We start from the raw sequence: 23,490 nt of genomic DNA on the forward strand, positions 1-23,490 counted from the left end.
GGCTTCTGACGGCGCGTCGGGGCCTGGGATGAACTACGGTTTCACGCCGCTGCCTGGGTAGCGGGTGTAACGGGTACAGCCTGCGCGTCGGCCGCGCTCACGCGCGCCGGGTTGTTCGGATGCGTGGTCCAGTTCGCGTACCCGCCCTGATCCACGCGCTCCATCGTGATGCACTGCTCCACCGGACACACATGCAGGCACAGATTGCAGCCGACACATTCGGAGTCCATCACTTCAAAATGCCGGACGCCATCTTTTTCTTTCATGATCGCCTGGTGCGCGGTGTCCTCGCAGGCGATATGGCACAGTCCGCATTGAATGCACTTGTCCTGATCGATGCGCGCCTTGATGTCGTAGTTCAGGTTCAGGAACTTCCAGTCGGTGACGTTCGGCACCGCGCGGCCGCGAAAATCGTCGAGCGTCGCATAGCCTTTCTCGTCCATCCAGTTCGACAGACCGTCGGCGAGATCGTCGACGATGCGAAAGCCGTAGTGCATCGCCGCCGTGCAGACCTGCACGCTGCCCGCGCCCAGCACCATGAATTCTGCGGCATCGCGCCACGAAGAAATGCCGCCGATGCCGGAGATCGGCAGGTTCGGCGTTTCCGGGTCGCGGGCGATTTCCGCAACCATGTTCAGCGCGATCGGCTTGACCGCCGGGCCGCAGTAGCCGCCGTGCGTGCCCTTGCCGTCGACCATCGGCAGCGGCGACATCGCGTCGAGATCGACCGCGACGATCGAGTTGATCGTGTTGATCAGCGACACGCCGTCGGCGCCGCCCTTCCAGGCCGCACGCGAGCCAAGCCGGATGTCGCTGATGTTCGGCGTGAGCTTCACGAGGCACGGCAGCTTCGTGCCTTCCTTCACCCAGCGCGTGACCATCTCCACATATTCCGGCACCTGACCGACGGCCGCGCCCATGCCGCGCTCGCTCATGCCGTGCGGGCAGCCGAAGTTCAGTTCGACGGCGTCGGCGCCGGTGTCCTCGACGAGCGGCAGGATCCACTTCCAGTCGCGTTCGTTGCACGGCACCATCAGCGAGACGATCATCGCGCGGTCGGGCCAGTTGCGCTTGACCTCGGCGATCTCGCGCAGATTGACGTCGAGCGGCCGCTCGGTAATCAGTTCGATGTTGTTCAGCCCCGCGATGCGCTGACCGTTCCATTGCACCGCGCCGTAGCGCGAGCTGACGTTCACCACGTGCGGGTCGAGGCCAAGCGTCTTCCACACCACGCCGCCCCAACCGGCCTCGAACGCGCGGTTCACGTTATAAGCTTTGTCGGTCGGCGGCGCGGACGCGAGCCAGAAAGGATTCGGCGAGGTAATGCCGGCAATCGTACAGCGCAGATCGGCCATGTTCGGCTCCTTGGGGACGGCTGTTCTTTGTCTGTGCAGCTTGCTCGAAGCGGCGGTTGCAGGCCGCTTCTTTGCTCATGCTGTGTCGTTCATGCTTCGCTGCGGGCGTTGCCATGCATGGCAACGTCTGCAAAGCGGCGAGCTATGCGCGGGCGCGCCAGGGTCTCGACGCGTCAGGCCGCTTTCACCGCCGTGCGCGCAAAATGCGCGTCGATCGCCGCGGCCGCCACCTTGCCGTCCTGCACCGCCTGCACGGTGAGATCGATCCCGCCGGTGGCCGCGCAGTCGCCGCCCGCCCACACGCCCGGCAACGACGTCTGGCCCTGCGCATCCACGGCGATCCGGCTGCCGTCGAGCGTCAGCAACTCGCGTTCGATACCGACCGCCACCAGCGTCTGACCGATCGCCTTGAGCACCATGTCCGCCTCGATCACGAAGCGCTCCTGGCTGCCGTCGCTCGATGTGCGTTCGAACTCCACGCCCGTCGCCACGCCGCCCTCGCCGATCAGACGCGTCGGCGTCGCATGCGTGATCAGCGTGACGCCGCTGGTGCGCGCGAAATCGCGCTCGGCCCACGTCGCGCTCATCGACTCGACGCCGCGCCGGTACACCATCGTCACCGTGGTCGCGCCGAGCTTGCGGCTCTGCACGGCGGCATCCACCGCCGTGTTGCCGCCGCCGATCACGACGACGCGGCGCCCCACCGGCACCGTGCCGAGATCGCGCGCGCTGCGCACCTGTTCGATGAAGTCCACCGCGTTCAGCACGCCGTTCAAGGTTTCGCCTTCCATCGCCAGCGCACGCACGCCGGTCAGGCCGATCGCGAGAAACACCGCATCGTGCTGCTTGCGCAGCGTGTCGAGTTCGAGATCGCGCCCTAGCGTCACGCCATGTTCGATCTCGATGCCGCCGACCGAGCACAGCCACGCCACCTCGCGCTGCGCGAAATCGTCGACGGTCTTGTACGCGGCAATGCCGTACTCGTTCAGGCCGCCCGCTTTTTCGTGCGCGTCGTAGATCGTCACGCGATGCCCGGCCAACGCCAGCCGATGCGCGCACGCGAGACCCGCGGGCCCCGCGCCGACCACCGCGACGTGCCGTCCCGTGCCGGGCGCGCGCTCGAACAGCACGTCGCCGCGCGCCATCGCCCAATCGGTCGCGTGACGTTGCAACGCGCCGATCGCCACCGGCTTCGCGTCCTGATGGTTGCGCACGCAAGCGCCTTCGCAAAGAATCTCGGTCGGGCACACGCGCGCGCACATGCCGCCGAGCGGATTGGCCGACAGAATGTCCACCGCCGCGCCCTTCAGATTGCCATTGCCGATCTTGCGGATGAAGCTGGGAATGTCGATCTGCGTCGGACACGCATTCACGCAGGGCGCGTCGTAGCAGTAGTGGCAGCGGCTCGCCGCCGCGGCCGCCGCGCTCGCGTCCAGCAAGGGTGCGATGTCGGAGAACTCGCACGAAAGCTGCTCGGGCGACAGGCGCTGCGCGGCGACGTCGCCGGTTTGCTTGATAGCCATACAGATTCCTTCTTCGATGTGAGGACGTAGCCGGTCCCGCCGGTTGCGCGCGAGCGCAGCCGGGGCGGCATGTTCTATGGGCACGACGGTGAAGCGTGAAGCGCGTGATACGTGAAGCGCGTTAAGGTCGTGAAGCAACCACCATGGCGTTATGAAGCCGGCTCGCACGCACGCTCGACCATCGCGTGCAGCAGCACGTTGGCGCCCGCCTCGATCCATTCGAAGGTCGCGTCCTCGATCTCGTTGTGGCTGATGCCGTCGACGCACGGCACGAACACCATCGACGTCGGCGCGACCTGCGACAGATAGCAGGCGTCGTGTCCCGCACCGGACACCATGTTGCGATGCGGATAACCGAAGCGTTCGGCGGCGGCGCGCACGGACTTCACGCAGGCCGCGTCGAAGGCGACCGGCGCGTAGTAAAAGATCTGTTCGAGTTCGGTTTGCAGACCGATGCCGCCGGCGATCGCGGCAACGCCTTCACGCAACGCGGCATCCATTTTCGCGAGCACCGCGTCGTCCGGATGACGGAAGTCGACGGTGAAGAACACGCGGCCCGGAATCACGTTGCGCGAGTTCGGGTGGACCTGCATCATGCCGACCGTCGCGCAGCCGAACGGCGCGTTGTCGAGACCGATCCGGTTGACCAGATCGACCACGCGCGCGGCGCCGAGCAGCGCGTCGCGGCGGCGCGGCATCGGCGTCGGACCCGCGTGCGCTTCCTGACCCGTCAGCGTGATTTCATACCAGCGCTGACCTTGCGCATCCGTCACCACGCCGATGGTTTTCTGCTCCGCCTCGAGAATCGGCCCCTGCTCGATGTGCAGTTCGAACGCCGCGTGCAACGCACGTCCGCCGCACGGCACGTCGCCCGCATAGCCGATCCGTTCGAGTTCGTCGCCGATGGTCTTGCCGTCCACGTCCTTGCGCGACAGGCCGTAGTCCAGCGTGAAAACGCCGGCGAACACGCCCGAGGCCACCATGGCCGGCGCGAAGCGCGAGCCTTCCTCGTTGGTCCAGATCACCACTTCGACCGGGTGCTCGGTCTCGATACCGTGATCGTTCAAACTGCGAATCACTTCGAGACCGCCCAGCACGCCGTAGATGCCGTCGAAGCGGCCGCCGGTCGGCTGCGAATCCGCATGCGAGCCGGTCATGACCGGCAACGCGTGCGGGTTGCGGCCCTCGCGGCGCATGAACACGTTGCCCATCCGGTCGACGCTGACCGAGCAGCCCGCCTCCTTCGCCCAGCCGACGATCAGGTCGCGCCCCTGCTTGTCGAGGTCGGTGAGCGCGAGGCGGCACACGCCGCCCTTGGGCGTCGCGCCGATCTTCGCCATCGTCATCAGACTGTCCCACAGCCGCTTGCCGTCGACCTTGATCGAGGTCGCGGGTTCTGCGTTCCGCAATGCTTCGGATACCGCGTTCATTCGTCTCGCTCCTTTCGATGAACCGACATGAAACTGGTGCACGGGTGGCGGTTTCTGGGGCGTGGCCGCACGGTGGCAGTGCACGCATCGTGGTTCGATTCGCCTCGCCGACGGGAGGCGAACCCGGGGGCAAACCCTGGGCTTCGACCGCTCTCTCAATCCTGTCCAGTTGGACAGGTTGTAGACGATTAAGCCCGCCAGATCAATGCATTTCGTACGCCGGCAAACACATCAAACACAGAGCGAGAAGCGTGCCATTGCAATGCAGCACGACTTTCCTCGCGACGAAGAATGCGTAGGTGAGCGACGCGTCGAGCGACTAGAATGAAGCGCGACGCGGCATGCCTGCCGCCGAAGGCAAACATGAGAGACGACGACGTGGCGGCCGGCATCACGGAAAACGACGAAACGCGCGCGCCTTTGCGGCGGCGCAAGGCGCACATTCGCGAGTCGAACGAAGCGCATCTTCTGGCGTGCGCGGAGGCGGTTTTCGCCGAGCGTGGTCTCGACGGCGCGAGCACCGCGATGATCGCGGAACGTGCCGGCTTACCGAAGGCCAACGTGCATTACTATTTCCCGACGAAGCTCGCGCTGTATCGCCGTGTGCTGGAGGATCTGTTCGAGGACTGGCATCGCGCGGCGGATACGTTCGAATGCAGCGACGATCCGGTCGAGGCGATCGGCGGCTATGTGCGCGCGAAAATGGCGTTGTCGCGGCGCCGGCCGCTCGGTTCGAAGGTGTGGGCGAGCGAGATCATCCACGGCGCGGAGCACATGGACGACATACTCACCGGACGCGTGAAGCCGTGGCTCGACAGCCGCGTGAAAGTGATCGACGACTGGATCGCGCGCGGCCTGCTCGCGCCGGTGAACGCGCAGACGCTGATGTACATGATCTGGGCGATCACCCAGCACTACGCCGACTTCGACGCGCAGATCCGCGCGCTGGGCGGCAAGCGCGCGCTCACGCAGAAGGCGTTCGAGGCGACGACGGAGGAGGTGGTGCGGCTCGTGATCCGGTCGTGCGGGGCGGTGTCGCCGGATGAGATGTTGCGCAGCACGGTCCTGCAATATCAGGATCCGGCCTCACCGGCTGGAGAAAAAGACTCGGAAGCTGCTGAGTGACCTGCTGGATACGCGTACGCTCGGCTAATGGGTATCCGTTCGTTAAAGCTATCAAGTTAGCCTGCGACCGATTTTCGTATCCGTACGGGAACGATAGGCACTAGAAAAGCGATTCAAACACCATTTCGTACCCGCTCGGGTACGAAACAGCACCGTACTCCCGAATTACGTCGCTTTCGTACCCGCTCGGGTACGAAACGCACCGCCAACCTTGAGATTCCGGCATAATATTCCCGAGCGGATACGAGACTGGAGTCATAACGGTGGAAACGGACTACGCCGTGATCGGAATGACGGACCTCGCGTTTATCGTGCGAGCCGCGCGTCTTGCCCAGAACCTGACTCGCGACGAGCTGGCCAACGTGACGGGGCTTTCCCCCAAATTCATCACTCACGTGGAAGCTGGCAAACCCACCGCACAGATTGGCAAGGTGCTGCAGCTTCTCGACGAACTGGGCGTGCGGCTACACGCGCAACCTACTACGGCCATCTCTACACCATTGAACGAAAAGGGACGAAAACGGCGTCAGCGCACCCAACATGACAAGTAGGACACTGAACATATTTGCCAATGGCGAACGGGTCGGCATGGTCGCCGACCGGGACGATATCTGGTCTTTCGTCTACGACGCGAATTGGCTGGCGTCGCAAAACGCCTTCCCGTTATCGCCTGCGTTTCCGCTGCAAACCGAGTCATTTGTCGACGGTTCCAGCAAACGGCCGGTGCAGTGGTTTTTCGACAATCTGCTGCCTGAAGAAAGAATGCGTACGGTGCTCGCGCGCGACGCCAAGGTCGATGAACACGACGCATGGGGCCTGCTCTCGCACTACGGTCGTGAATCAGCCGGCGCGTTGACGTTGCTCAAGGACAGCGAGATCGAGCCAGCGGCCGGACTCCAGCCTCTGTCCTTCCAGCAACTCGAAGCACGCATCAAGGCCATGCCGGAACGGCCACTCACCGCCGCGGCGCCAAAACGTATGTCGGCCGCTGGCGCGCAACCCAAACTGCTTGTCACGATGAAGGGCGCCCCGCCCGCGTGCGAATTGTTCGAACCGGTCGGCAACGAAGCTTCCATGCAATTGCTCAAGCCTGATGCCATGGAAACGACCGGCTATCCGCACGCCGCCGTCAACGAGTTTTTCTGCATGCAACTCGCGCAGGCGGCTGGACTCACCGTACCGCGAACGTATTTCATCCGGGTGCCGACCGCGTGTTATCTCATCGACCGGTTCGACCGCGACACGTCGGTCGAGCCGCCACGACGCATTCATGTGATCGACGCAACCCAGTTGCTCAATTACGCCAGAACGTTCAAATACGAGCAGGTGAATGCGGAGGGATTGCAGCGAGTCATCGAGATGACCAGCACGCGGGCGTTCTCGCGCTTCGAGATATTCCGTTGGTCGATCTTCAACGTGTTGATCGGCAATGCGGACGCACACCTCAAAAACCTGTCCTTCTTCGTCACACCCTACGGTTACCAGTTAGCACCCTTCTACGATCTGGTCAGCACCGTCGTCTACCACAACAGGACTTATCAGCCGGAAAATGCAGACCACTGGCCCGATTGCGCGCTCTCGATGCCGATCGGCGAAGCCCGGTATTTTTCCGACATGAGCCGGCCCAACATGTTGCAGTTCGCCGAAGCGCTCGGCATACGAACCCGCGGTGCGGAACAACTCCTCGACGACATGCTGCGTGTCGTGGCGGACCGCACGCCGCACACGCTCGCCAAGGTCACCGAGATTGCGAAGCCGCGCGCCGGCGAGGTGCGCTTGCTGAATTCGATCCACAAGATGCCGATCGCAGAGATGTCGAAAGCTCTGGCGAAGTGATGCCGCGCACAACGCCACGCCGCCTCAATACGTCTCCAGATGCAAGCGCCCCTCCCGCTTCAACTTCGCCCACAGCGCGTCCCAATCCAGCCGATGCTGCTCGCCGATTTCCTTCAGCGCCTGCAGCACGCCATCCTCCATGCCCTTTAACCCGCACACGTAGATGTGCGTGTTGTCGTCCTTGAGCATCTGCGCGACATCCACCGCGCGTTCGCGCATCGCGTCCTGCACATAGCGTTTCGGTTGCCCCGGCGTGCGCGAAAACGCCAGATTGGTATCGATGAAATCCTTCGGCAGGTTCGTGAGCGGCCCGAAGTACGGCAACTCCTGCTGGGTGCGCGCCCCGAAAAACAGCATCAGCTTGCCGGTCGCCCCTTTCAGCCGACGCCGCCGGCGATACTCGGTCATCGCGCGCATCGGCGCGGAACCGGTGCCCGTGCAGATCATCAGCAGATGCGAGTTCGGATGGTTGGGCATCAGGAACGTGCTGCCGAACGGGCCGATCACGTTGACCACGTCGCCCTTCTTCAGATCGCACAGGTAGTTGGAACACACGCCGTCGATCGCATCGCCATGGTGTTGCGACACGCGTTTGACGGTCAGCGATACGTTGTTGTAGCCGGGCCGTTCTCCATCCCGCGGGCTCGCAATCGAATACTGCCGTGCATGATGCACGCGGCCGTCGGCGCCTGCGCCCGGCGGCAGGATGCCGATCGATTGCCCTTCCAGCACCGGAAACGGCAACGCGCCGAAATCGAGCACGATGTGATGAATATCGCTATCGGTCGATGCATCCGTCAGCCGGTAATTGCCGACCACCGTCGCCGTGGTCGGCGCCTTGTGCGTGTACAGATTCACGTACGGCTTCGCGGCCGACCACGGCGGCACGAGCGCGCCGCGCACCGTATCCACTTCGATGCCGCCGGGGTCCACCGCATTCCCGGCTGAACCGTCTGAACCGTCTGAACCGGCCGCCGCCTCGCCCTCGTTCGCAACCGGCAACGCCATCGTGTTCTGCTCGGGCAATACGTCCCACGTGAATTGCTCGTCGACGGGATACGCGTCGGCCTTCAGCACCGTGCGCCAGTTGTCGATCGCGCCGGTCGGGCACGGCGGCACGCACGCCATGCAGCCGTTGCAGACCTCGGCCTTGACCACGTAGTTGTTGCTGTCGTGCGTGATCGCATCGACCGGACAGGTCTCTTCGCAGGTGTTGCAGCGAATGCAGATCTCCGGATCGATCAGATGCTGCCTGAGCACGTCGATCGATACTGGCCCGTTCATGACTTCCTCCTCCCGCTGCTCGCGCGCTCAGTTGAAACGCACGTACTCGAAATCCACCGGCTGGCGGTTCACGCCCATCGCGGGCGGCGCGATCCAGTTGGCGAACTTGCCCGCTTCCGTGACGCGGCCCATCAACGACGCGACGAACGCGCGGTCCTCCGGCGACGCGAGCCACTTCGCTTCGTTGGCCGCCCATTCCGCTTCGCCGATCACGCGGCCGTCCGGCGAAACACGCGTGCCTGCAAACGTGCCGATCTGCCGGTTGAACGCCTTGTGCGGCACCGTCATGCGGAAATCGATGCCGGCTTTTTCCAGCACCTTGTTCCAGCGCCCGACGCCCGCCACCGAGTCCTTGATGTAATCGTCGCGCAGCACTTCGTTCATCGCATTGAGCATCGGCACTTCGCGCTCGACCAGTTTGCCGTCCTGCACGTCGAGCAGCTTGTAGCTGTGCCCGCTCAGCCGATGATCGTCGTCGCGCTTGTTTTCTTCATAACGTCCCTTCAAACCCGAGCTATAGAACGTCGCCGCATTCGACGAATGATCCGCGCCGAACAGATCGATCGTCACCGAATAGTGGAAGTTCAGATAGCGCTGGATGGTCGGCAGATCGATCACGCCGGCCGCGCGAATCTTCGCGACGTCGTCGGTGCCGAGTTCGTTCATCACCTGCGCGGTGCGCTGAATCACGCGCGACACGCCCGATTCGCCGACGAACATGTGGTGCGCTTCTTCCGTCAGCATGAACTTCGTGGTGCGCGCGAGCGGATCGAAGCCCGACTCGGCGAGTGCGGACAACTGGAATTTGCCGTCGCGGTCGGTGAAATACGTGAACATGTAGAACGCGAGCCAGTCCGGCGTTTTTTCGTTGAACGCGCCGAGAATGCGCGGATTGTCGTCGTCGCCGGAGCGGCGGCCGAGCAGCGCTTCGGCTTCCTCGCGGCCGTCGCGGCCGAAATAGCGATGCAGCAGATAGACCATCGCCCACAGATGACGCCCTTCTTCCACGTTCACCTGAAACAGGTTGCGCAGGTCGTACATGGACGGCGCGGTCAACCCGAGGTGCCGCTGCTGTTCGACCGACGCCGGTTCCGTATCGCCTTGCGTGACGATGATCCGGCGCAGGTTCGCGCGATGCTCGCCGGGCACGTCCTGCCACGCGGCCTCGCCCTTGTGTTCGCCGAAATGGATCGTGCGGTCGGCGTCGCCCGGCGTCAGGAAAATCCCCCAGCGATAATCCGGCATCTTCACGTGATCGAAATGCGCCCAGCCGCCCGCGTCGACGCTGACCGCCGTGCGCAGATAGACGTCGTAGCCGTGCGAGCCCTCGGGGCCCATATCGCCCCACCAGGACAGAAAATTCGGTTGCCATTGTTCGAGCGCGCGTTGCAGCGCGCGGTCGTCGGCGAGGTTGACGTTGTTCGGAATCTTTTCGCTGTAGTTGATCGTGGACATGGTCGGTTCCTTATGCGGACTGCGCTGCACATGGCGAGAGGCGCGTATGAAGTGGAGGCGGCGATCGGCGCGGGCGCCGTATTACGCGTGACGAAGGTCAGACCCGCGACACGTCGAACTGCGCCTTGCTGCCCTTGCCGTACACCTTGAGCGCGCCCTTCTCGCCCACCGCGTTCGGCCGGTTGAAAATCCAGTTCTGCCATGCGGTGAGACGCCCGAAAATGCGCGTCTCCATCGTTTCCGGACCGTTGAAGCGCAGGTTCGCTTCGAGACCGGTCAACGCATCCGGCGACATCGCCGCGCGTTCCTCCAGCGCGATGCGGATTTCGTCGGCCCAATCGATATCGTCCGGCGAGGCGGTCACGAGCCCGAGCCGTTCGGCCTCCACCGCCTTGACCGGCTGGCCGATGCGCGAGCGCACCGCGTCGAGCGGGCCGGTTTCCTCGTAGAAGCGCCGCGCGAGCCGCGATTGCCGCGTGACCATCGGATACAAACCGAAGTTGACTTCCGAGAGCGTGATGGCCGGCTCCTCGTCTTCATTCGACGGCAGCGCCGCCATGTACGTCCGGTCGCAGGCGAACGCGAGTTCGGCGAAGGTGCCGGCGAAACACGAACCCGGCTCGATCAACGCGAACAGCGAGCGCGACGACACGTCGATGCGGGCGAACGTGCGGCGCAACAGGCCGATCGTCTCGCGTACGAACCAATGGTCCTTGTGTTCCATCAGCGTCGCGTCCACCGCGAGCAGCGCGCGGGCGTCGCCCTCGGTCTTGAACACCCAGGTGCCGACGTCGAGTTCGTTAGTGCGCATCGACAGAATCGCATCGTCGAGTTCGCGCGCGAATTGCAGCGGCCACCAGGACGTGCCGGCAGCCACGATCGCATCGAGACCGTTCGGCTGGGCCGCCTGCGGCGCGCGGGCGGTGAAGGTGGCGACGCGTTTGGCGCGATCGATCGTGACGTCGAGCGTCGCGTAGGTAAGGCCGTCGTCGCGATCAGTCCGTTCGATGCGTGTGAGCGTCACGCCGCGCGCCGCCGCGGGACGGTCGCTCTGTTGGGCGAGTTCGAGCGCGCGAGCCTGAATCGCCTGGTCGAACTGATTCGGCTTCACGACCTCGTCGACGAGTCGCCACGCTTTCGCACGCTCGCCGCGAACGCCCTCCACCACCGTGCAGAAAATATCCGCGCGATCGTGGCGCACCTTGCGCTTGTCGGTCACGCGCGTGAGGCCGCCGGTGCCCGGCAGCACGCCGAGCAACGGCACTTCAGGCAGCGACACCGACGACGAGCGGTCGTCCACCAGATAGATCTCGTCGCAGGCGAGCGCGAGTTCGTAACCGCCGCCCGCGCACGCACCATTCACGGCGGCCAGAAACTTCAGCCCCGAGTAGCGCGACGAGTCTTCGAGGCCGTTGCGCGTTTCGTTGGTGAACTTGCAGAAGTTGACCTTCCACGCATGCGTGGACAGACCCAGCATGAAAATGTTGGCGCCCGAGCAGAACACGCGGTCCTTCAGGCTCGTCAACACGACGCTTCGCACTTCCGGATGCTCGAAGCGGATGCGCTGGATCGCATCGTGCAGTTCGATGTCGACGCCGAGGTCGTAGGAATTCAGCTTCAGCTTGTAGCCGTCGCGAATGCCGCCGTCTTCGGCGATGTCGATGCCGAGCGTCGCGACCGGACCATTGAAGCTCAGCTTCCAGTGCTTGTATTGCGAGGGATCGGTGCGGTAGTCGACCGGCGCGACGGCGGTTGCTGCTGTGGACATGGGGCGTCCCCTGACTGGACGATGCAAAACTGTTTTTTGAACAATAGTGCATCGCCGTGCCCATGTAAAGCACTTTAATGCATGTTAACGCGTAAACCCTGACGTCTCACTGCAGCCTGGGTCGGAATCAACCGCCCAGGTCGTCGGGCGCTTCGGCCGCGAGCCGCGCCGCGACGCGGTCGCGCAACTGCAGATAGGCATCGGCCAGCGTCTTTTCGCTGGTGTCGAAGCTCATGTCCGCGCGGCCGTACAGTTCGCCGCGGCCGGCGAGAATGCGCTTCAGATCGTCCATCGCCTCCTTGTTGCCCGACATCGGCCGCAGATCGCCTTGCGCGACGACGCGGCGCATGTGCTCTTCCGGCGTGGCCTGCAGCCAGACGGTGAAGCAATGCGACAGCAGCGTATTGAAGGTGCCCGACTCGGACACGAGCCCGCCCGGCGATGCGATCACCGCGCGCTCGTGTTCCTGGATCACGGCCTCCAGCGCGCGATGCTCGTAGCGGCGGTACGCGGCCGCGCCGTACAGCGAATGAATCTCGGACGGCGGACAGCCGGCAAGCTGTTCGATCACCCGCGTCAACTCGACGAACGGCACCTTGCGCTCCTGCGCGAGCATCCGTCCCAAGGTGGATTTGCCCGCGCCGCGCAGCCCGATCAGCGCGATCCGGTCCTTGCGATGCGGATCGCGCGGCGCCTGCGCGAACATCTCGGCGAGCGCCACGCGTGCGCGTTGCAGCGCCGCCTGATCGCGGCCGTGCAGCAGTTCGCGGATCAGCAGCCATTCGGCGGACGCGGTGGTTTCATCGCCGATCACCTCGGCGAGCGGACAGTTCAGGGTTGCCGCGATCTGCCGCAGCACCAGCACGGACGCATTGCCGACCCCCGATTCCAGATTCGCCAGATGCCGCTCCGACAAGCCGGTTTCGCTCGCCAGCGTTTTGCGCGTCATGCCGCGGCGCGCGCGCAGCAGGCGCACGCGCTCGCCCATCGCGGTCAGGAACGGGTCGCGTTCCTCGCGCTCGGCGCCGCGCTCCGGCCGCTCGGCGCGCGTAGCGTCGTCGTCAGCGGCATCGTCCGGCGGGACGGAAGAGTAATTTTGATTCATGTTTTAGCCGCCCTCAATTTTCATACATGTACTATAGTGCTTGACACGCACAGGATGAACGTTTAATTTTCGCCAAATATCGATCCAATAACAAACTCTGACAAGCGCGGTCGTGCGATAGCGGCAGCGTGTCGGAGAGGGTGCGCTGTTACGCATGAAGTTACGCATGAACTAAGTTGCGTGCGCATCGATCTGGAGGCCCCATGTCCCCGCATGAATTCCAGCGCCTGCTCGCGGGCGTCACCGCAGAACTCGCCGGCCGGCCGCTGGACGGCGCGCTCGCGGCGTGGTTGAACGACACGTGGCCCGCCCACGGCGACACCTTCCGCGCGCTCGCCGGCGCCTGCCGGACCGGCGTCGCCGAAGGCTGGCTGTGCGGCCGCGAAGCGGGCGGCGTTCGTTACGGCCGCATCTTCAAGGCGCTGCCCGACACGCACGGTTTTTCCGTCGACGTGGTCCAGATGAAGAACATCGCCGGGCCGCATCACGTGCATCCGCACGGCGAGATCGACCTCATCATGCCGCTCACCGAGGGCGCGACCTTCGACGGCCATCCGGCCGGCTGGTGCGTATACGGCCCCGGCTCCGCGCATCGGCCGACCGTCGCGAACGGCGACGCGCTGGTGCTGTATCTGCTGCCGCAAGGCGCGATCGAATTCACTCCTGCCTGATTGCCCGGGATTTGCGATGACTGAACTTCTGAAGAATCATGTGGCCGGCCAATGGGTCGCCGGTCGAGGCGACGGCGTGACGCTACGCGATCCCGTCACGGGCGAGGCGCTGGTGCGCGTTTCGAGCGACGGTCTCGATCTTCCGCACGCATTCGGCTTCGCGCGCGAGCAGGCGGGCGCCGCGTTGCGCGAGCTGACCTATGCGCAACGCGCCGCTTGCCTCGGCGACATCGTCAAGCTGCTGCAAGCGAAACGCGACGACTACTACGCGATCGCCACCGCCAACTCCGGCACCACGCGCAACGATTCGGCGGTCGATATCGACGGCGGCATCTTCACGCTGTCGTACTACGCGAAACTCGGCGCCGCGCTGGGCGACGTGCACGCGCTGCGCGACGGCGCCGAGGTATCGCTCAGCAAAGACCGCACGTTCAGCGTGCAACACGTGCTGACGCCCACGCGCGGCGTCGCGCTTTTCATCAACGCGTTCAATTTCCCGTCGTGGGGCCTGTGGGAGAAAGCCGCGCCCGCCCTGCTCTCGGGCGTGCCGGTGATCGTCAAGCCCGCCACCGCGACGGCATGGCTCACGCAGCGCATGGTCGCCGACGTGGTCGAGGCGGGCATCCTGCCGGCGGGTGCGTTGTCGGTGATCTGCGGCAGCGCGGCGGGTCTGCTCGATCAGGTTCAGGCATTCGACGTGGTGTCGTTCACCGGCTCGGCCGATACCGCCGCGCTGCTGCGCGCGCATCCGGCATTCGTGCAACGCGGCGCGCGCCTGAACGTCGAGGCCGACAGCCTGAACAGCGCGATTCTGTGCGCCGACGCGACGCCCGATACGCCCGCGTTCGAGCTGTTCGTCAAGGAAGTGGTCCGCGAAATGACAGTGAAGTCCGGGCAGAAATGCACGGCGATCCGTCGCGCGTTCGTCCCGGAGCCGGTGCTCGACGCCGTGCTCGATTCACTGAAGACCAGGCTCGCGAAGATCAGTGTCGGCAATCCGCGCAACGACGCGGTACGGATGGGCTCGCTCGTGAGCCGCGAACAGTACGACACCGTGCTGGCCGGCATCGCGACGCTGCGCGAGGAGGCGGTGCTCGCGTACGACGGGTCGGCCGCGCCGCTGATCGATGCGGAGGCAGGCATCGCGGCCTGCGTCGCGCCGCATCTGTTCGTCGTGCACGATCCGGATCGCGCGAGGCTGCTGCACGACGTCGAAGTGTTCGGCCCGGTAGCGACGCTGGCGCCGTATCGCGTGACGACGACGGCGGGCGAGTTGCCCGAAGCGCACGCGGTGGCACTCGCCCGGCGTGGTCAGGGTTCGCTCGTCGCATCGATCTATGCGAACGACGATGCGCATCTCGGTCCGCTCGCCCTGGCGCTCGCCGATTCGCACGGACGCGTGCACGCGATTTCGCCTTCGGTGCAGCAGAGTCAGACAGGGCACGGCAATGTGATGCCGATGTCGCTGCATGGCGGCCCCGGGCGCGCGGGCGGCGGCGAGGAGCTTGGCGGCATGCGGGCGCTGGATTTTTATCATCGGCGCGCAGCGATTCAGGGACCGGCGGCGACGATCGAAGCGATCACGGCAGCGACGCAGTTGCCTGCGACGTGACGATTCGATGCGTTGAGACGCGAACCGTTAGCTGTCGTGGCCGACGCGTGCGCGCGTTGTCAAACACGGCAAACGTTCATCGCAAGACATAGCGCACGAGACACACAACACCCGACACCCGACACGTAACAGGCAACACGTACTCGCATCGAGCGGATCAAGAGCGCACAACAGCCGGACCGCCCCACCCGTTGGAGGAGACACATGCAAGCTCTGCTGGAACCGGCTGCCAACCAGCCCGCCGCGGCGGTCGCGCCGCCGCCCGCGTCGTTCAATTTCGCCGCGCATCTGTTCGCGTTGAATCGCGAGCGCGCCGCCAAGGCCGCCTATCTCGACGACCACGGCGCGACCTCCTACAGCGAACTCGAAGCACGCGCGCGGCGCTTCGCCAGCGCGCTGCGCTCGCTCGGCGTGCATCCGGAGGAACGCGTGCTGCTCGTCATGCACGACACCGTCGAGCTGCCGATCGCATTTCTCGGCGCGCTCTACGCAGGTGTGGTGCCGGTGGTCGCGAACACGCTGCTCACCGCCGCCGACTACGTGTACATGCTCACGCACAGCCATGCGCGCGCGGTGATCGCATCGCGCGCGCTGTTGCCGAACGTCGTGGAAGCGATGGCGGCCGCCGATCACGACGGCTGTCAGTTGATCGTCTCGCAAGCGCTCGCGGACGAAACCCCGCAGACGCCCACGCTCGCCGAACTGATCGATGCGGCCGCGCCCGCGCTCAAACCCGCCGCGACCGGTTGCGACGACATCGCGTTCTGGCTGTACTCGTCGGGCTCGACCGGCAAACCGAAAGGCACGGTCCACACGCACGCGAATCTGTACTGGACCGCCGAGTTGTACGCGAAACCGGTGCTGGGAATCGTCGAGAGCGACGTGGTGTTTTCGGCGGCCAAGCTGTTCTTCGCGTACGGACTCGGCAACGCGCTGACCTTTCCGCTGTCGGTCGGGGCCACCGCCGTGCTGATGGCCGAGCGCCCCACCGCCGACGCGATTTTCGCGCGCCTCGTGCGGCATCGGCCGACGGTGTTCTACGGCGTGCCGACGCTCTACGCGAGCATGCTGGTCTCGCCTGCCCTGCCCGCGCGCGCGGATGTCGCGATGCGCGTGTGCACGTCGGCGGGCGAAGCGTTGCCGCGCGAAATCGGCGAGCGCTTCACCGCGCACTTCGGCTGCGAGATTCTCGACGGCATCGGCTCGACGGAAATGCTGCATATCTTCCTGTCGAATCGCGCGGGCGCGGTCGAATACGGCACGACGGGGCGCCCGGTGCCGGGCTACGAAGTCGAACTGCGCGACGAAGCCGGCCACGCGGTGGCGGACGGCGAAGTCGGCGATCTGTATATCAAGGGGCCGAGCGCGGCGCTGATGTACTGGAGCAATCGCGAGAAGTCGCGCGCGACCTTCCTCGGCGAATGGATCCGCAGCGGCGACAAGTATTGCCGCCTGCCGAACGGCTGCTATGTTTACGCGGGCCGTAGCGACGACATGCTGAAAGTCAGCGGCCAGTACGTGTCGCCGGTGGAAGTGGAAATGGTGCTGGTGCAGCACGACGCGGTGCTCGAAGCGGCGGTGGTCGGCGTCGATCATGGCGGCCTCGTGAAGACCCGCGCATTCGTGGTGTTGAAGAACCACGCGGCGCCGTCCGAAGCACTCGCCGACGAATTGAAGGCCTTCGTCAAGGAACGGCTCGCGCCGCACAAGTATCCGCGCGATATCGTGTTCGTCGACGATCTGCCGAAAACCGCGACCGGTAAAATTCAGCGCTTCAAACTCCGCGAACAGTCATAAGGTCAGCCATGCGCAATCCTGCCAGCGAAACCCCGGTCAGCGTCAATGCCAAGGCCAAGGCCAACCTCGGCCGCTTCGCTGAACTACCCGCCACGGCCTCGCGCGGCGCGCTGCGGATCGAATATCGCTGGATCAACGAGGCGGCCGGCGACGCGCCGATCGCCGTGTTTCTGCACGAAGGGCTCGGCTCGCTCGCGATGTGGCGCGACTGGCCGCAGGCGTTGTGCGAACGGCTGGGCATGCGTGGGCTCGTCTACTCGCGGCCCGGTTATGGCCAGTCGACGCCGCGTGCGCAGGAAGATCGATGGCCGGTCGATTTCATGACGCTGCAGGCGCGCGACGTTCTGCCCGCGCTGCTCGACGCATTGCACGTCGATGCGAAAGAGCGCCGCCGCATGTGGCTGATCGGCCACAGCGACGGCGGCTCGATCGCGTTACTGTACGCCGCGCTGCATCCGGATGCGCTGGCCGGCGCGGTGGCGATCGCGCCACACGTGTTCGTCGAAACGATCTCGGTCGAGAGCATCGCGCAGACGCGGCAGCTTTACGAAACCACGGATCTGCGCGATAAGCTCGCGCGCTATCACGCGGATGTCGACTCGGCGTTTTATGGCTGGAACGATATCTGGCTGAACCCGGCGTTCAGGTCGTGGTCGATCGTCGACGAACTCGCCGCGATCCGCGCGCCGCTGCTGGCAGTGCAAGGCCATGACGACAACTACGGCACGATGGCGCAGATCGACACCATCGCGCGGCAGGTGAAGCACGCGCGGCTCGTCAAGCTCGACGCGTGCGGACACTCGCCGCACCGCGACGCGCCGCAGGCGCTGAACGAGGCGATCGCGGCGTTCGTCGAGCGGTAGCGCAATCGCCGGATCGCGCAGCAGTGCGGTCACACCACCGCGGCCAATCCCAACGTCAACAGCAGCGCCGTCACCGAAATAATCGTCTCGCACACGGTCCACGTCTTGAACGTCTGCGGCACGGTCATTCCGAAGTATTCCTTCACCAGCCAGAAGCCGCCGTCGTTCACGTGCGAGAGGATCAGCGACCCCGCGCCGGTCGCCAGCACCAGCAACTCGGGGCGCACACCGCCCGCGGTGCCCACGGCCGCCGCCGCGATCGGCGCGATGATGCCCGCGGCGGTGGCCATCGCCACCGTCGCCGAACCCGTCGCCACACGAATCAACGCCGCCACCAGCCACGCGAGAATCAGCAGCGGCACGTGCGCGCCGGTGGCCACATCGACGATCGCCTTCGACGCGCCGCTGTCGATCAGAATGCGCCCGAAGCCCGCGCCCGCGCCCACCACCAGCGTGATGCTCGCGGTCGGCGCGAGACATTCGTTGGTGAACTTGAGGATCTGCTCGCGGTTGAAGCCGCGCGCCTTGCCGAACGTGATGAAGCTCAGCAGCACGGCCAGCAGCAACGCCATGTCCGGATGGCCGATCAGCCGCAGCACGTTGTTCGCCGTCGACTTCGCCGGCACGATCGCGTCGGCCCAACTGCCGACCAGCATCAGCAGCACCGGCAGCAACACCGTCAGCAGCGTGATGCCGAAACCCGGCAGTTCCTGCTGCGAACGTTTTGCGTCCTGCTCGATGAACTGCTGCGCCATGGGGTTCACGCCGTCGAGCACGACGAACCGCGCGATCAGCTTCGAGAACAGCGGCCCCGCCAGCGCGGCGGTCGGAATCCCGACGATCAGCGCATAGAAGATCGTGTGGCCGATGTCCGCGTTGTACGCGGTCACCGCGAGCAGCGCGGCCGGGTGCGGTGGAATCAGACCGTGCACGACGGAGAGCCCCGCCACCATCGGAATGCCGACGCGGATCATCGACGTGCCGGTGCGTTGCGCGACGTTGAACGCGATCGGAATCAGCAGCACGAAACCGACTTCGAAAAACACCGGCAGGCCGACCAGAAACGCGATGCACATCATCGCCCAATGCACGTTCTTCGGTCCGAACACACCGATCAGCGTGCGCGCGATCCGCTCCGCGCCGCCCGACTCGGCCATCATCTTGCCGAGCATCGTGCCGAGCCCGACGACGATCGCGATATGGCCGAGCGTGCCGCCCACGCCGGTTTCGAACGACTTGAGAATCGACGTCGCCGGCATGCCGACAGCCAGCGCCAACGCCACCGACACCACCATCAAGGTGATGAACGGATTCATCTTGAAGCGCGCGATCAGCACGACCAGCGCGATGATCGCGATCAACGCATAGACGAGTAACAGACTTCCTTGAACGGTCGCCATAGGTGCTCCTGAATGGATGGAACCGCGCCGCCGCGCACGCGTCGAGCGCGTGGCGGTTCGATTGCCGTCGACGGCGCGGGCCGCGTGCTTAGAATTTGTGGCGGATGCCGGCGACGGTCACGAACTGGCCGTTGTTGCTCGACGGATTCGAAATGCCCTCGACCCAGGCATGCGAGCCGGACGCGCGCTGGTAGATGCCGTTCAGGTACAGGTCGGTGGTCTTCGACAGGAAGTACTCGCCGCCCACGCTTAGCTGGTTGTAGTGCGCGTTGCCCGCGGTCGTGCCGCTCGCGTTCTGAGTGGTGTAGATGTAGCCGAGCGCGAGCAGCGTGGCCGGCGTGAGCTGATACTTCAGGCTCGCCTCGTAGTTGGCGAAGCGCAGGCTGCCGCCGGTCAGCAACTGGAATTGCGAGTTCGTGTACAGCAGCGCGACGGTCGCCGGGCCGAACACGTAGGCGCCGCCCGCGCCCCACACCTGGTTGCGCTTCACGCCGCTGATGATCGACGAGCTGGTGCCGTAGTAGTTATCCGACGGTGCCGCGCCGGCCGTGTTGCTGGCCGGCTGGTTGACCAGCGAGTACGCCGCGTCGAGGCGCAGCGGACCGTTCACGTAGTCCGCGCCGACGCTCCATGCGCGGTTGTTGGCGAATTCGCCCGCGGTATTCGAGAACGCGTACATCGCGTTCGCGGTGAAGCCCGCGATGGTCGGCGTGGTGTACTTGACGGCGTTGTCGGTGCGGTACGTGTTGTTGATGTCGTCGTTGTCGTAGATCGCGTTGCCGTACTGGCTCATCGCGCCGACGCCGTTGATCTGCAGGTTCGACAGACAGTCCTGCACGCTGTTGTACTGACGGCCCAGCGTGATCGTGCCGGCCTTGTCGTTGGCGAGCGCGACCCATGCGCTGCGGCCGAACATGCGGCCGCCCTGACCCGATGCACCCGACTCCAGGCTGAAGCCGTTCTCGAGGCGGAACATCACCTTGTTGCCGCCGCCCAGATCTTCCGTGCCGAGCAGACCCCAGCGCGAACCCTGCACGTTGCCCTGGGTCGCCTGCCAGGCCTTGTCGCCCTTCTGGTTATTCGTGAAGGTGAAGCCCGCGTCGACGATACCGTAAAGCGTCACGCTGCTTTGCGCGTGAGCGGCTTGCGCGGCGAGGCCTGCCGCGGCGAGAGCGAGCGTGGTACGAAGGATCTGCTTGTGCATCATGGTTTCCTCAAGTCGTGAGAGAGTGACGAACGCCGGTCACATCGCAGTGTTCCGGCGATATTTGGAGTACTAAACAGGCAAGTCAAAGCGGCGCCGGACTGGCGCCCGGCGCGGAGGTGCAACACAGTTATCGATGTGGCGGGCGTTGGCCAACACCCGCCGGAAGATACTCCGGCCCGGACTCGGCCCCGGACTCAGTCCGGCCAGTTGCGGCGCGCGGCCAGCCGGCGCGCGTCGCGTCGATGGAACGGCGTGACGACCGGTTCATCCGCGCCACGCGCCCGTTCCAGCTCGGCCAGAATGCGCGCGAGCACGACCTGCTCCTCGCCCGGATGCAGATTGCACGGGTCGAGAAAGAAGAAATGCAGTTCCGCTTCGTGATCGCGCACGATCACCGGCGCCTCGCCCTCGGGCGGACGCGCGAGCGCATCCGCGAGATCCCATGCGGAGATGCCGGCCTGTTTCGGGTCGATATGCAATTTCAGACGGTCGAGCGGATTGCCGGTCGGATCGGCGTCGATTTCCGCCCACACGCCGTCGCAGCGATTCAGCGATTCGCGCCACAGCGTCAGATAGCCGCGCTCGCGGGCGCGAACCGCGACGTGATCGCGCTGCCGCCACTGTTCGAGCGCGACGATCGTGCCGACGATACCTTCCTTGCCGACCTTCATGCCGCGGCCGATGCCGCCGTTCTGGAAATACGCGGCACGGACCAGCTTTTTCGTGCCCGCGACGATGCCGGCCGTCAGGCCGCCGAGAAATTTGTGCGCCGAATACAGCGCGAGATCCGCGCCGGCCGCGATGAAACGCTTGAGGTCGTATTCGGAAGCCGCGTCGACGATCACCGGCACGCCACGCGCATGCGCCAGCGCGACGAACTCCTCGAACGGAATCAGCCCGAACTGCACCGTATGATGCGAGACGACATACAGCGCGGCAGCCGTGCGCTCGTTGATGGCGGCGTTCAACTGGTAACCGTGCGCCTCCGTGGCCGCCCCGACCGGGACCACGCGCGCCCCCGACAGGCGGATCGCCTGATCCACCGGTGCGCCATAATTGACGAGATGGCCGGTCTGGATCACCACTTCATTGCGCAGCCCGGTGGTGTCCGGCAGTCGCTCGATCAGGCCGAGGTCGTCGCCGGTCATCGCGGCGGCAATGCCCAGCGTGATCGCCGCCGAACACGACGCGCTCACGTAGCCGGCCTCGCTGCCGCACGCATCGGCAATCGCCGCCGACGCCTTGCGTTGCAGATCGTCGATCTCGACGAAGTGCGGCAGTATGTGCGCCACCGCGTCGATCACCGGCGCGCCGACGCTGGACGCGCCCAGACTCGTCATCGTGCCCGAGGCATTGATGACGGCGCGTAAGCCATAACGAGAGCGAATGTCCATGAAGCGCCTCCAACCTGGTATTTCTTAATTATGGAATATATGTTGTAATTACGGATCAGTCTAGCATACAATCCCCCTGCGTCAACTGGACAAAAACAACCTGCGACAGAGGAGCACGATGGCCCGCACGTCCCGACCTTCCGCGTCGGCAACCTCCGCCGAGAGCACACCTGTCGACCCCGCATCCGTCGACACCCCAGCGCACGCCGGGGCCGGCACGCCCGCGCCGCGCACGCGCACCAGCGCGCTCGACCGCGCGGTGCAGATTCTCGACGCGCTCCAGCAGGCGAACCGCCCCGCCACCGCGTACGAGGTCGCGCGCATGGTCGGCGCGCCGCTGTCCACGGTGTATTCGATCATCAACGATCTGGTGGACAAGAATCTGCTCGCGCGCCGTCTCGACGGCACGATCTGGCTCGGCTCGCGGCTGTACGGTTACGGGCTGACCTACGCGAGTTCGCTCGATTACTTCGCGGTCGCGCACGAGGAAATGGAGCGTCTGTCGGCGGAAGTCGAGGAGACCGTGCAGGTGTGCGGTCTCGAAGACGGCATGATGGTCGTGCAGCAGATGGCCGAGGGGCCGGGACATTTCCGCGTGACGTCGCGGGTCGGCAGCCGCGTGCCGCTGAACTGGACCGCATCGGGCCGGCTGCTGGTCGGTCATCTGCCGGACGCCGAGCGCGTCGCGTTCTTCGCGCAGCACGCGCAAAGCTCGCCGACCGGCCGCGCGGAAACGCGGCCCGAGGTGCTCGCGCGGATCGCCCGCGAAGCGCTCGACGCGAGATTGTCGATCCAGATCGGCGAATCGGACGCGTCGGTGGCCTGCCTCGCGGCGCCGGTGCTGGATAACAGCGGCGCGTGCGTGTTCACCATTTCGATCGTGATGCCCGAGGCGAAGGCCGAACTCGGCACCGAACGTTTCGCGCAAGCCGTGCAGACGGTGGCCGCGCGCATCGAAACGCGCCTCGGCTGGCGCCGCCGCGATGCGGAACCGGCTGCCTGACCGAACCACACGCCAATCCACGCCGGTTCAAACAACCTGATAACCGCTCACCCTCACGACTCCATTCGATGAACTGCTACGACCGGCTGCACACGCGCGGCCTCAAGCTTCCGCAAGTGCCGACGCCGATCGGCAACTTCACGCACTGCACGCGCGAGGGCAATCTGCTGTTCCTGTCCGGCCAGGGGCCGCTCGACGAACGCGGCGAACTGCTCACCGGCAAGGTCGGTGCGACCGTCAGCGCGGAAGAAGCGTACCGTCACGCGCAACTGGTCGGTCTCAATCTGCTGGCCGTGCTGCACAACGAACTCGGCGATCTGCGGCGCGTGAAGCGCGTCGTCAAGCTGCTCGGCATGGTCAACGCGGCGCCGGATTTCACCGAGCATCCGCGCGTGATCAACGGTTGCTCGGATCTGTTCGTCGACGTGTTCGGCGACGCGGGACGTCACTCGCGCTCGGCGGTCGGCGTGGGTTCACTGCCGGGCAATATTACCGTCGAGATCGAGGCGATCGTCGCGGTCGCGGACTGAATTTCCGTCCGCTGTTCGCGGGGTCGCTCGCGGGCCGGTTTGCAGTCTGGTGGTTGCGCCGCCGCTGCAATACTTATTTCCTCAATTTTCCCCAACTCACCAATACTTCACAAAAGTTACACAGGTCAGCGA

General features: G+C 65.1%; 19 protein-coding genes. 9 read left to right on the top strand and 10 right to left on the bottom strand.

Features of this window, described 5'->3' with window-relative positions; all coding sequences use genetic code 11:
- Positions 1–41: 41 nt before the first annotated feature.
- The 3 genes from preA to LFL96_RS12965 form a co-directional block, all read right to left on the bottom strand.
- Complete coding sequence (preA, locus tag LFL96_RS12955; protein ID WP_280995632.1) at positions 42–1,355, bottom strand: NAD-dependent dihydropyrimidine dehydrogenase subunit PreA; 1,314 nt, start codon at positions 1,353–1,355, stop codon at positions 42–44.
- Positions 1,356–1,528: 173 nt separating this feature from the next.
- On the bottom strand, positions 1,529–2,878 hold the full coding sequence (locus LFL96_RS12960) for an NAD(P)-dependent oxidoreductase (RefSeq protein ID WP_280995633.1): 1,350 nt from the start codon (positions 2,876–2,878) through the stop codon (positions 1,529–1,531).
- A 149-nt stretch (positions 2,879–3,027) separates the two neighbouring features.
- A complete protein-coding gene (locus LFL96_RS12965) occupies positions 3,028–4,308 on the bottom strand; it encodes a Zn-dependent hydrolase (RefSeq protein WP_280995634.1) in 1,281 nt (426 codons plus the stop codon).
- A gap of 363 nt (positions 4,309–4,671) precedes the next feature.
- On the opposite strand from LFL96_RS12965, the gene LFL96_RS12970 reads away from it, so the two are divergent.
- From LFL96_RS12970 to LFL96_RS12980, 3 genes are all read left to right on the top strand, one after another.
- Positions 4,672–5,433, top strand: a complete 762-nt coding sequence (locus LFL96_RS12970) for a TetR/AcrR family transcriptional regulator (protein WP_280995635.1) — start codon at positions 4,672–4,674, stop codon at positions 5,431–5,433.
- Positions 5,434–5,723: 290 nt separating this feature from the next.
- A complete protein-coding gene (locus LFL96_RS12975; RefSeq protein ID WP_281000736.1) occupies positions 5,724–5,984 on the top strand; it encodes a helix-turn-helix transcriptional regulator in 261 nt (86 codons plus the stop codon).
- The gene (locus LFL96_RS12980; RefSeq protein WP_280995636.1) at positions 5,974–7,269 is read left to right on the top strand and encodes a HipA domain-containing protein; all 1,296 of its coding nucleotides are present in this window, start codon (positions 5,974–5,976) and stop codon (positions 7,267–7,269) included. The genes LFL96_RS12975 and LFL96_RS12980 overlap by 11 nt, the downstream gene beginning before the upstream one ends.
- Positions 7,270–7,293: 24 nt before the next feature.
- Here the strand turns inward: LFL96_RS12980 and boxA are convergent, their stop codons facing one another.
- From boxA to LFL96_RS13000, 4 genes are all read right to left on the bottom strand, one after another.
- On the bottom strand, positions 7,294–8,553 hold the full coding sequence (boxA, locus tag LFL96_RS12985) for a benzoyl-CoA 2,3-epoxidase subunit BoxA (RefSeq protein WP_280995637.1): 1,260 nt from the start codon (positions 8,551–8,553) through the stop codon (positions 7,294–7,296).
- Between the two features lie 27 nt (positions 8,554–8,580).
- A complete protein-coding gene (gene boxB, locus LFL96_RS12990; RefSeq protein ID WP_280995638.1) occupies positions 8,581–10,008 on the bottom strand; it encodes a benzoyl-CoA 2,3-epoxidase subunit BoxB in 1,428 nt (475 codons plus the stop codon).
- Positions 10,009–10,105: 97 nt separating this feature from the next.
- A complete protein-coding gene (boxC, locus tag LFL96_RS12995; RefSeq protein WP_280995639.1) occupies positions 10,106–11,776 on the bottom strand; it encodes a 2,3-epoxybenzoyl-CoA dihydrolase in 1,671 nt (556 codons plus the stop codon).
- A 127-nt stretch (positions 11,777–11,903) separates the two neighbouring features.
- The gene (locus LFL96_RS13000; protein ID WP_280995640.1) at positions 11,904–12,881 is read right to left on the bottom strand and encodes a helix-turn-helix transcriptional regulator; all 978 of its coding nucleotides are present in this window, start codon (positions 12,879–12,881) and stop codon (positions 11,904–11,906) included.
- 203 nt (positions 12,882–13,084) lie between these two features.
- On the opposite strand from LFL96_RS13000, the gene LFL96_RS13005 reads away from it, so the two are divergent.
- From LFL96_RS13005 to LFL96_RS13020, 4 genes are all read left to right on the top strand, one after another.
- On the top strand, positions 13,085–13,552 hold the full coding sequence (locus LFL96_RS13005) for a DUF4863 family protein (protein ID WP_280995641.1): 468 nt from the start codon (positions 13,085–13,087) through the stop codon (positions 13,550–13,552).
- Positions 13,553–13,568: 16 nt separating this feature from the next.
- Entirely contained in the window at positions 13,569–15,164 is a 1,596-nt protein-coding gene (locus LFL96_RS13010) for a 3,4-dehydroadipyl-CoA semialdehyde dehydrogenase (protein WP_280995642.1), read from the top strand.
- A 204-nt stretch (positions 15,165–15,368) separates the two neighbouring features.
- The gene (locus LFL96_RS13015) at positions 15,369–16,961 is read left to right on the top strand and encodes a benzoate-CoA ligase family protein (protein WP_280995643.1); all 1,593 of its coding nucleotides are present in this window, start codon (positions 15,369–15,371) and stop codon (positions 16,959–16,961) included.
- An 8-nt stretch (positions 16,962–16,969) separates the two neighbouring features.
- A complete protein-coding gene (locus LFL96_RS13020) occupies positions 16,970–17,824 on the top strand; it encodes an alpha/beta hydrolase (protein WP_280995644.1) in 855 nt (284 codons plus the stop codon).
- Between the two features lie 29 nt (positions 17,825–17,853).
- On the opposite strand, the gene LFL96_RS13025 is transcribed toward LFL96_RS13020, so the two are convergent.
- The 3 genes from LFL96_RS13025 to LFL96_RS13035 all read right to left on the bottom strand — a co-directional run bounded on the left by LFL96_RS13025 (position 17,854) and on the right by LFL96_RS13035 (position 21,825).
- Positions 17,854–19,224 (bottom strand): gluconate:H+ symporter, encoded by a 1,371-nt coding sequence (locus LFL96_RS13025; RefSeq protein WP_280995645.1) that lies wholly within the window; start codon positions 19,222–19,224, stop codon positions 17,854–17,856.
- Positions 19,225–19,312: 88 nt separating this feature from the next.
- Complete coding sequence (locus LFL96_RS13030; protein WP_280995646.1) at positions 19,313–20,431, bottom strand: porin; 1,119 nt, start codon at positions 20,429–20,431, stop codon at positions 19,313–19,315.
- A gap of 194 nt (positions 20,432–20,625) precedes the next feature.
- Positions 20,626–21,825: an aminotransferase class V-fold PLP-dependent enzyme gene (locus LFL96_RS13035; RefSeq protein WP_280995647.1), complete on the bottom strand. Its 1,200-nt coding sequence runs from the start codon at positions 21,823–21,825 to the stop codon at positions 20,626–20,628.
- A 118-nt stretch (positions 21,826–21,943) separates the two neighbouring features.
- On the opposite strand from LFL96_RS13035, the gene LFL96_RS13040 reads away from it, so the two are divergent.
- Together LFL96_RS13040 and LFL96_RS13045 are read left to right on the top strand one after the other, a co-directional pair.
- On the top strand, positions 21,944–22,828 hold the full coding sequence (locus tag LFL96_RS13040; RefSeq protein WP_280995648.1) for an IclR family transcriptional regulator: 885 nt from the start codon (positions 21,944–21,946) through the stop codon (positions 22,826–22,828).
- A 68-nt stretch (positions 22,829–22,896) separates the two neighbouring features.
- The gene (locus tag LFL96_RS13045; protein ID WP_280995649.1) at positions 22,897–23,358 is read left to right on the top strand and encodes a RidA family protein; all 462 of its coding nucleotides are present in this window, start codon (positions 22,897–22,899) and stop codon (positions 23,356–23,358) included.
- Positions 23,359–23,490 lie beyond the last annotated feature (132 nt).

Origin of the sequence: Paraburkholderia sp. D15 (assembly GCF_029910215.1) — a bacterium.
Taxonomy (GTDB): domain Bacteria; phylum Pseudomonadota; class Gammaproteobacteria; order Burkholderiales; family Burkholderiaceae; genus Paraburkholderia.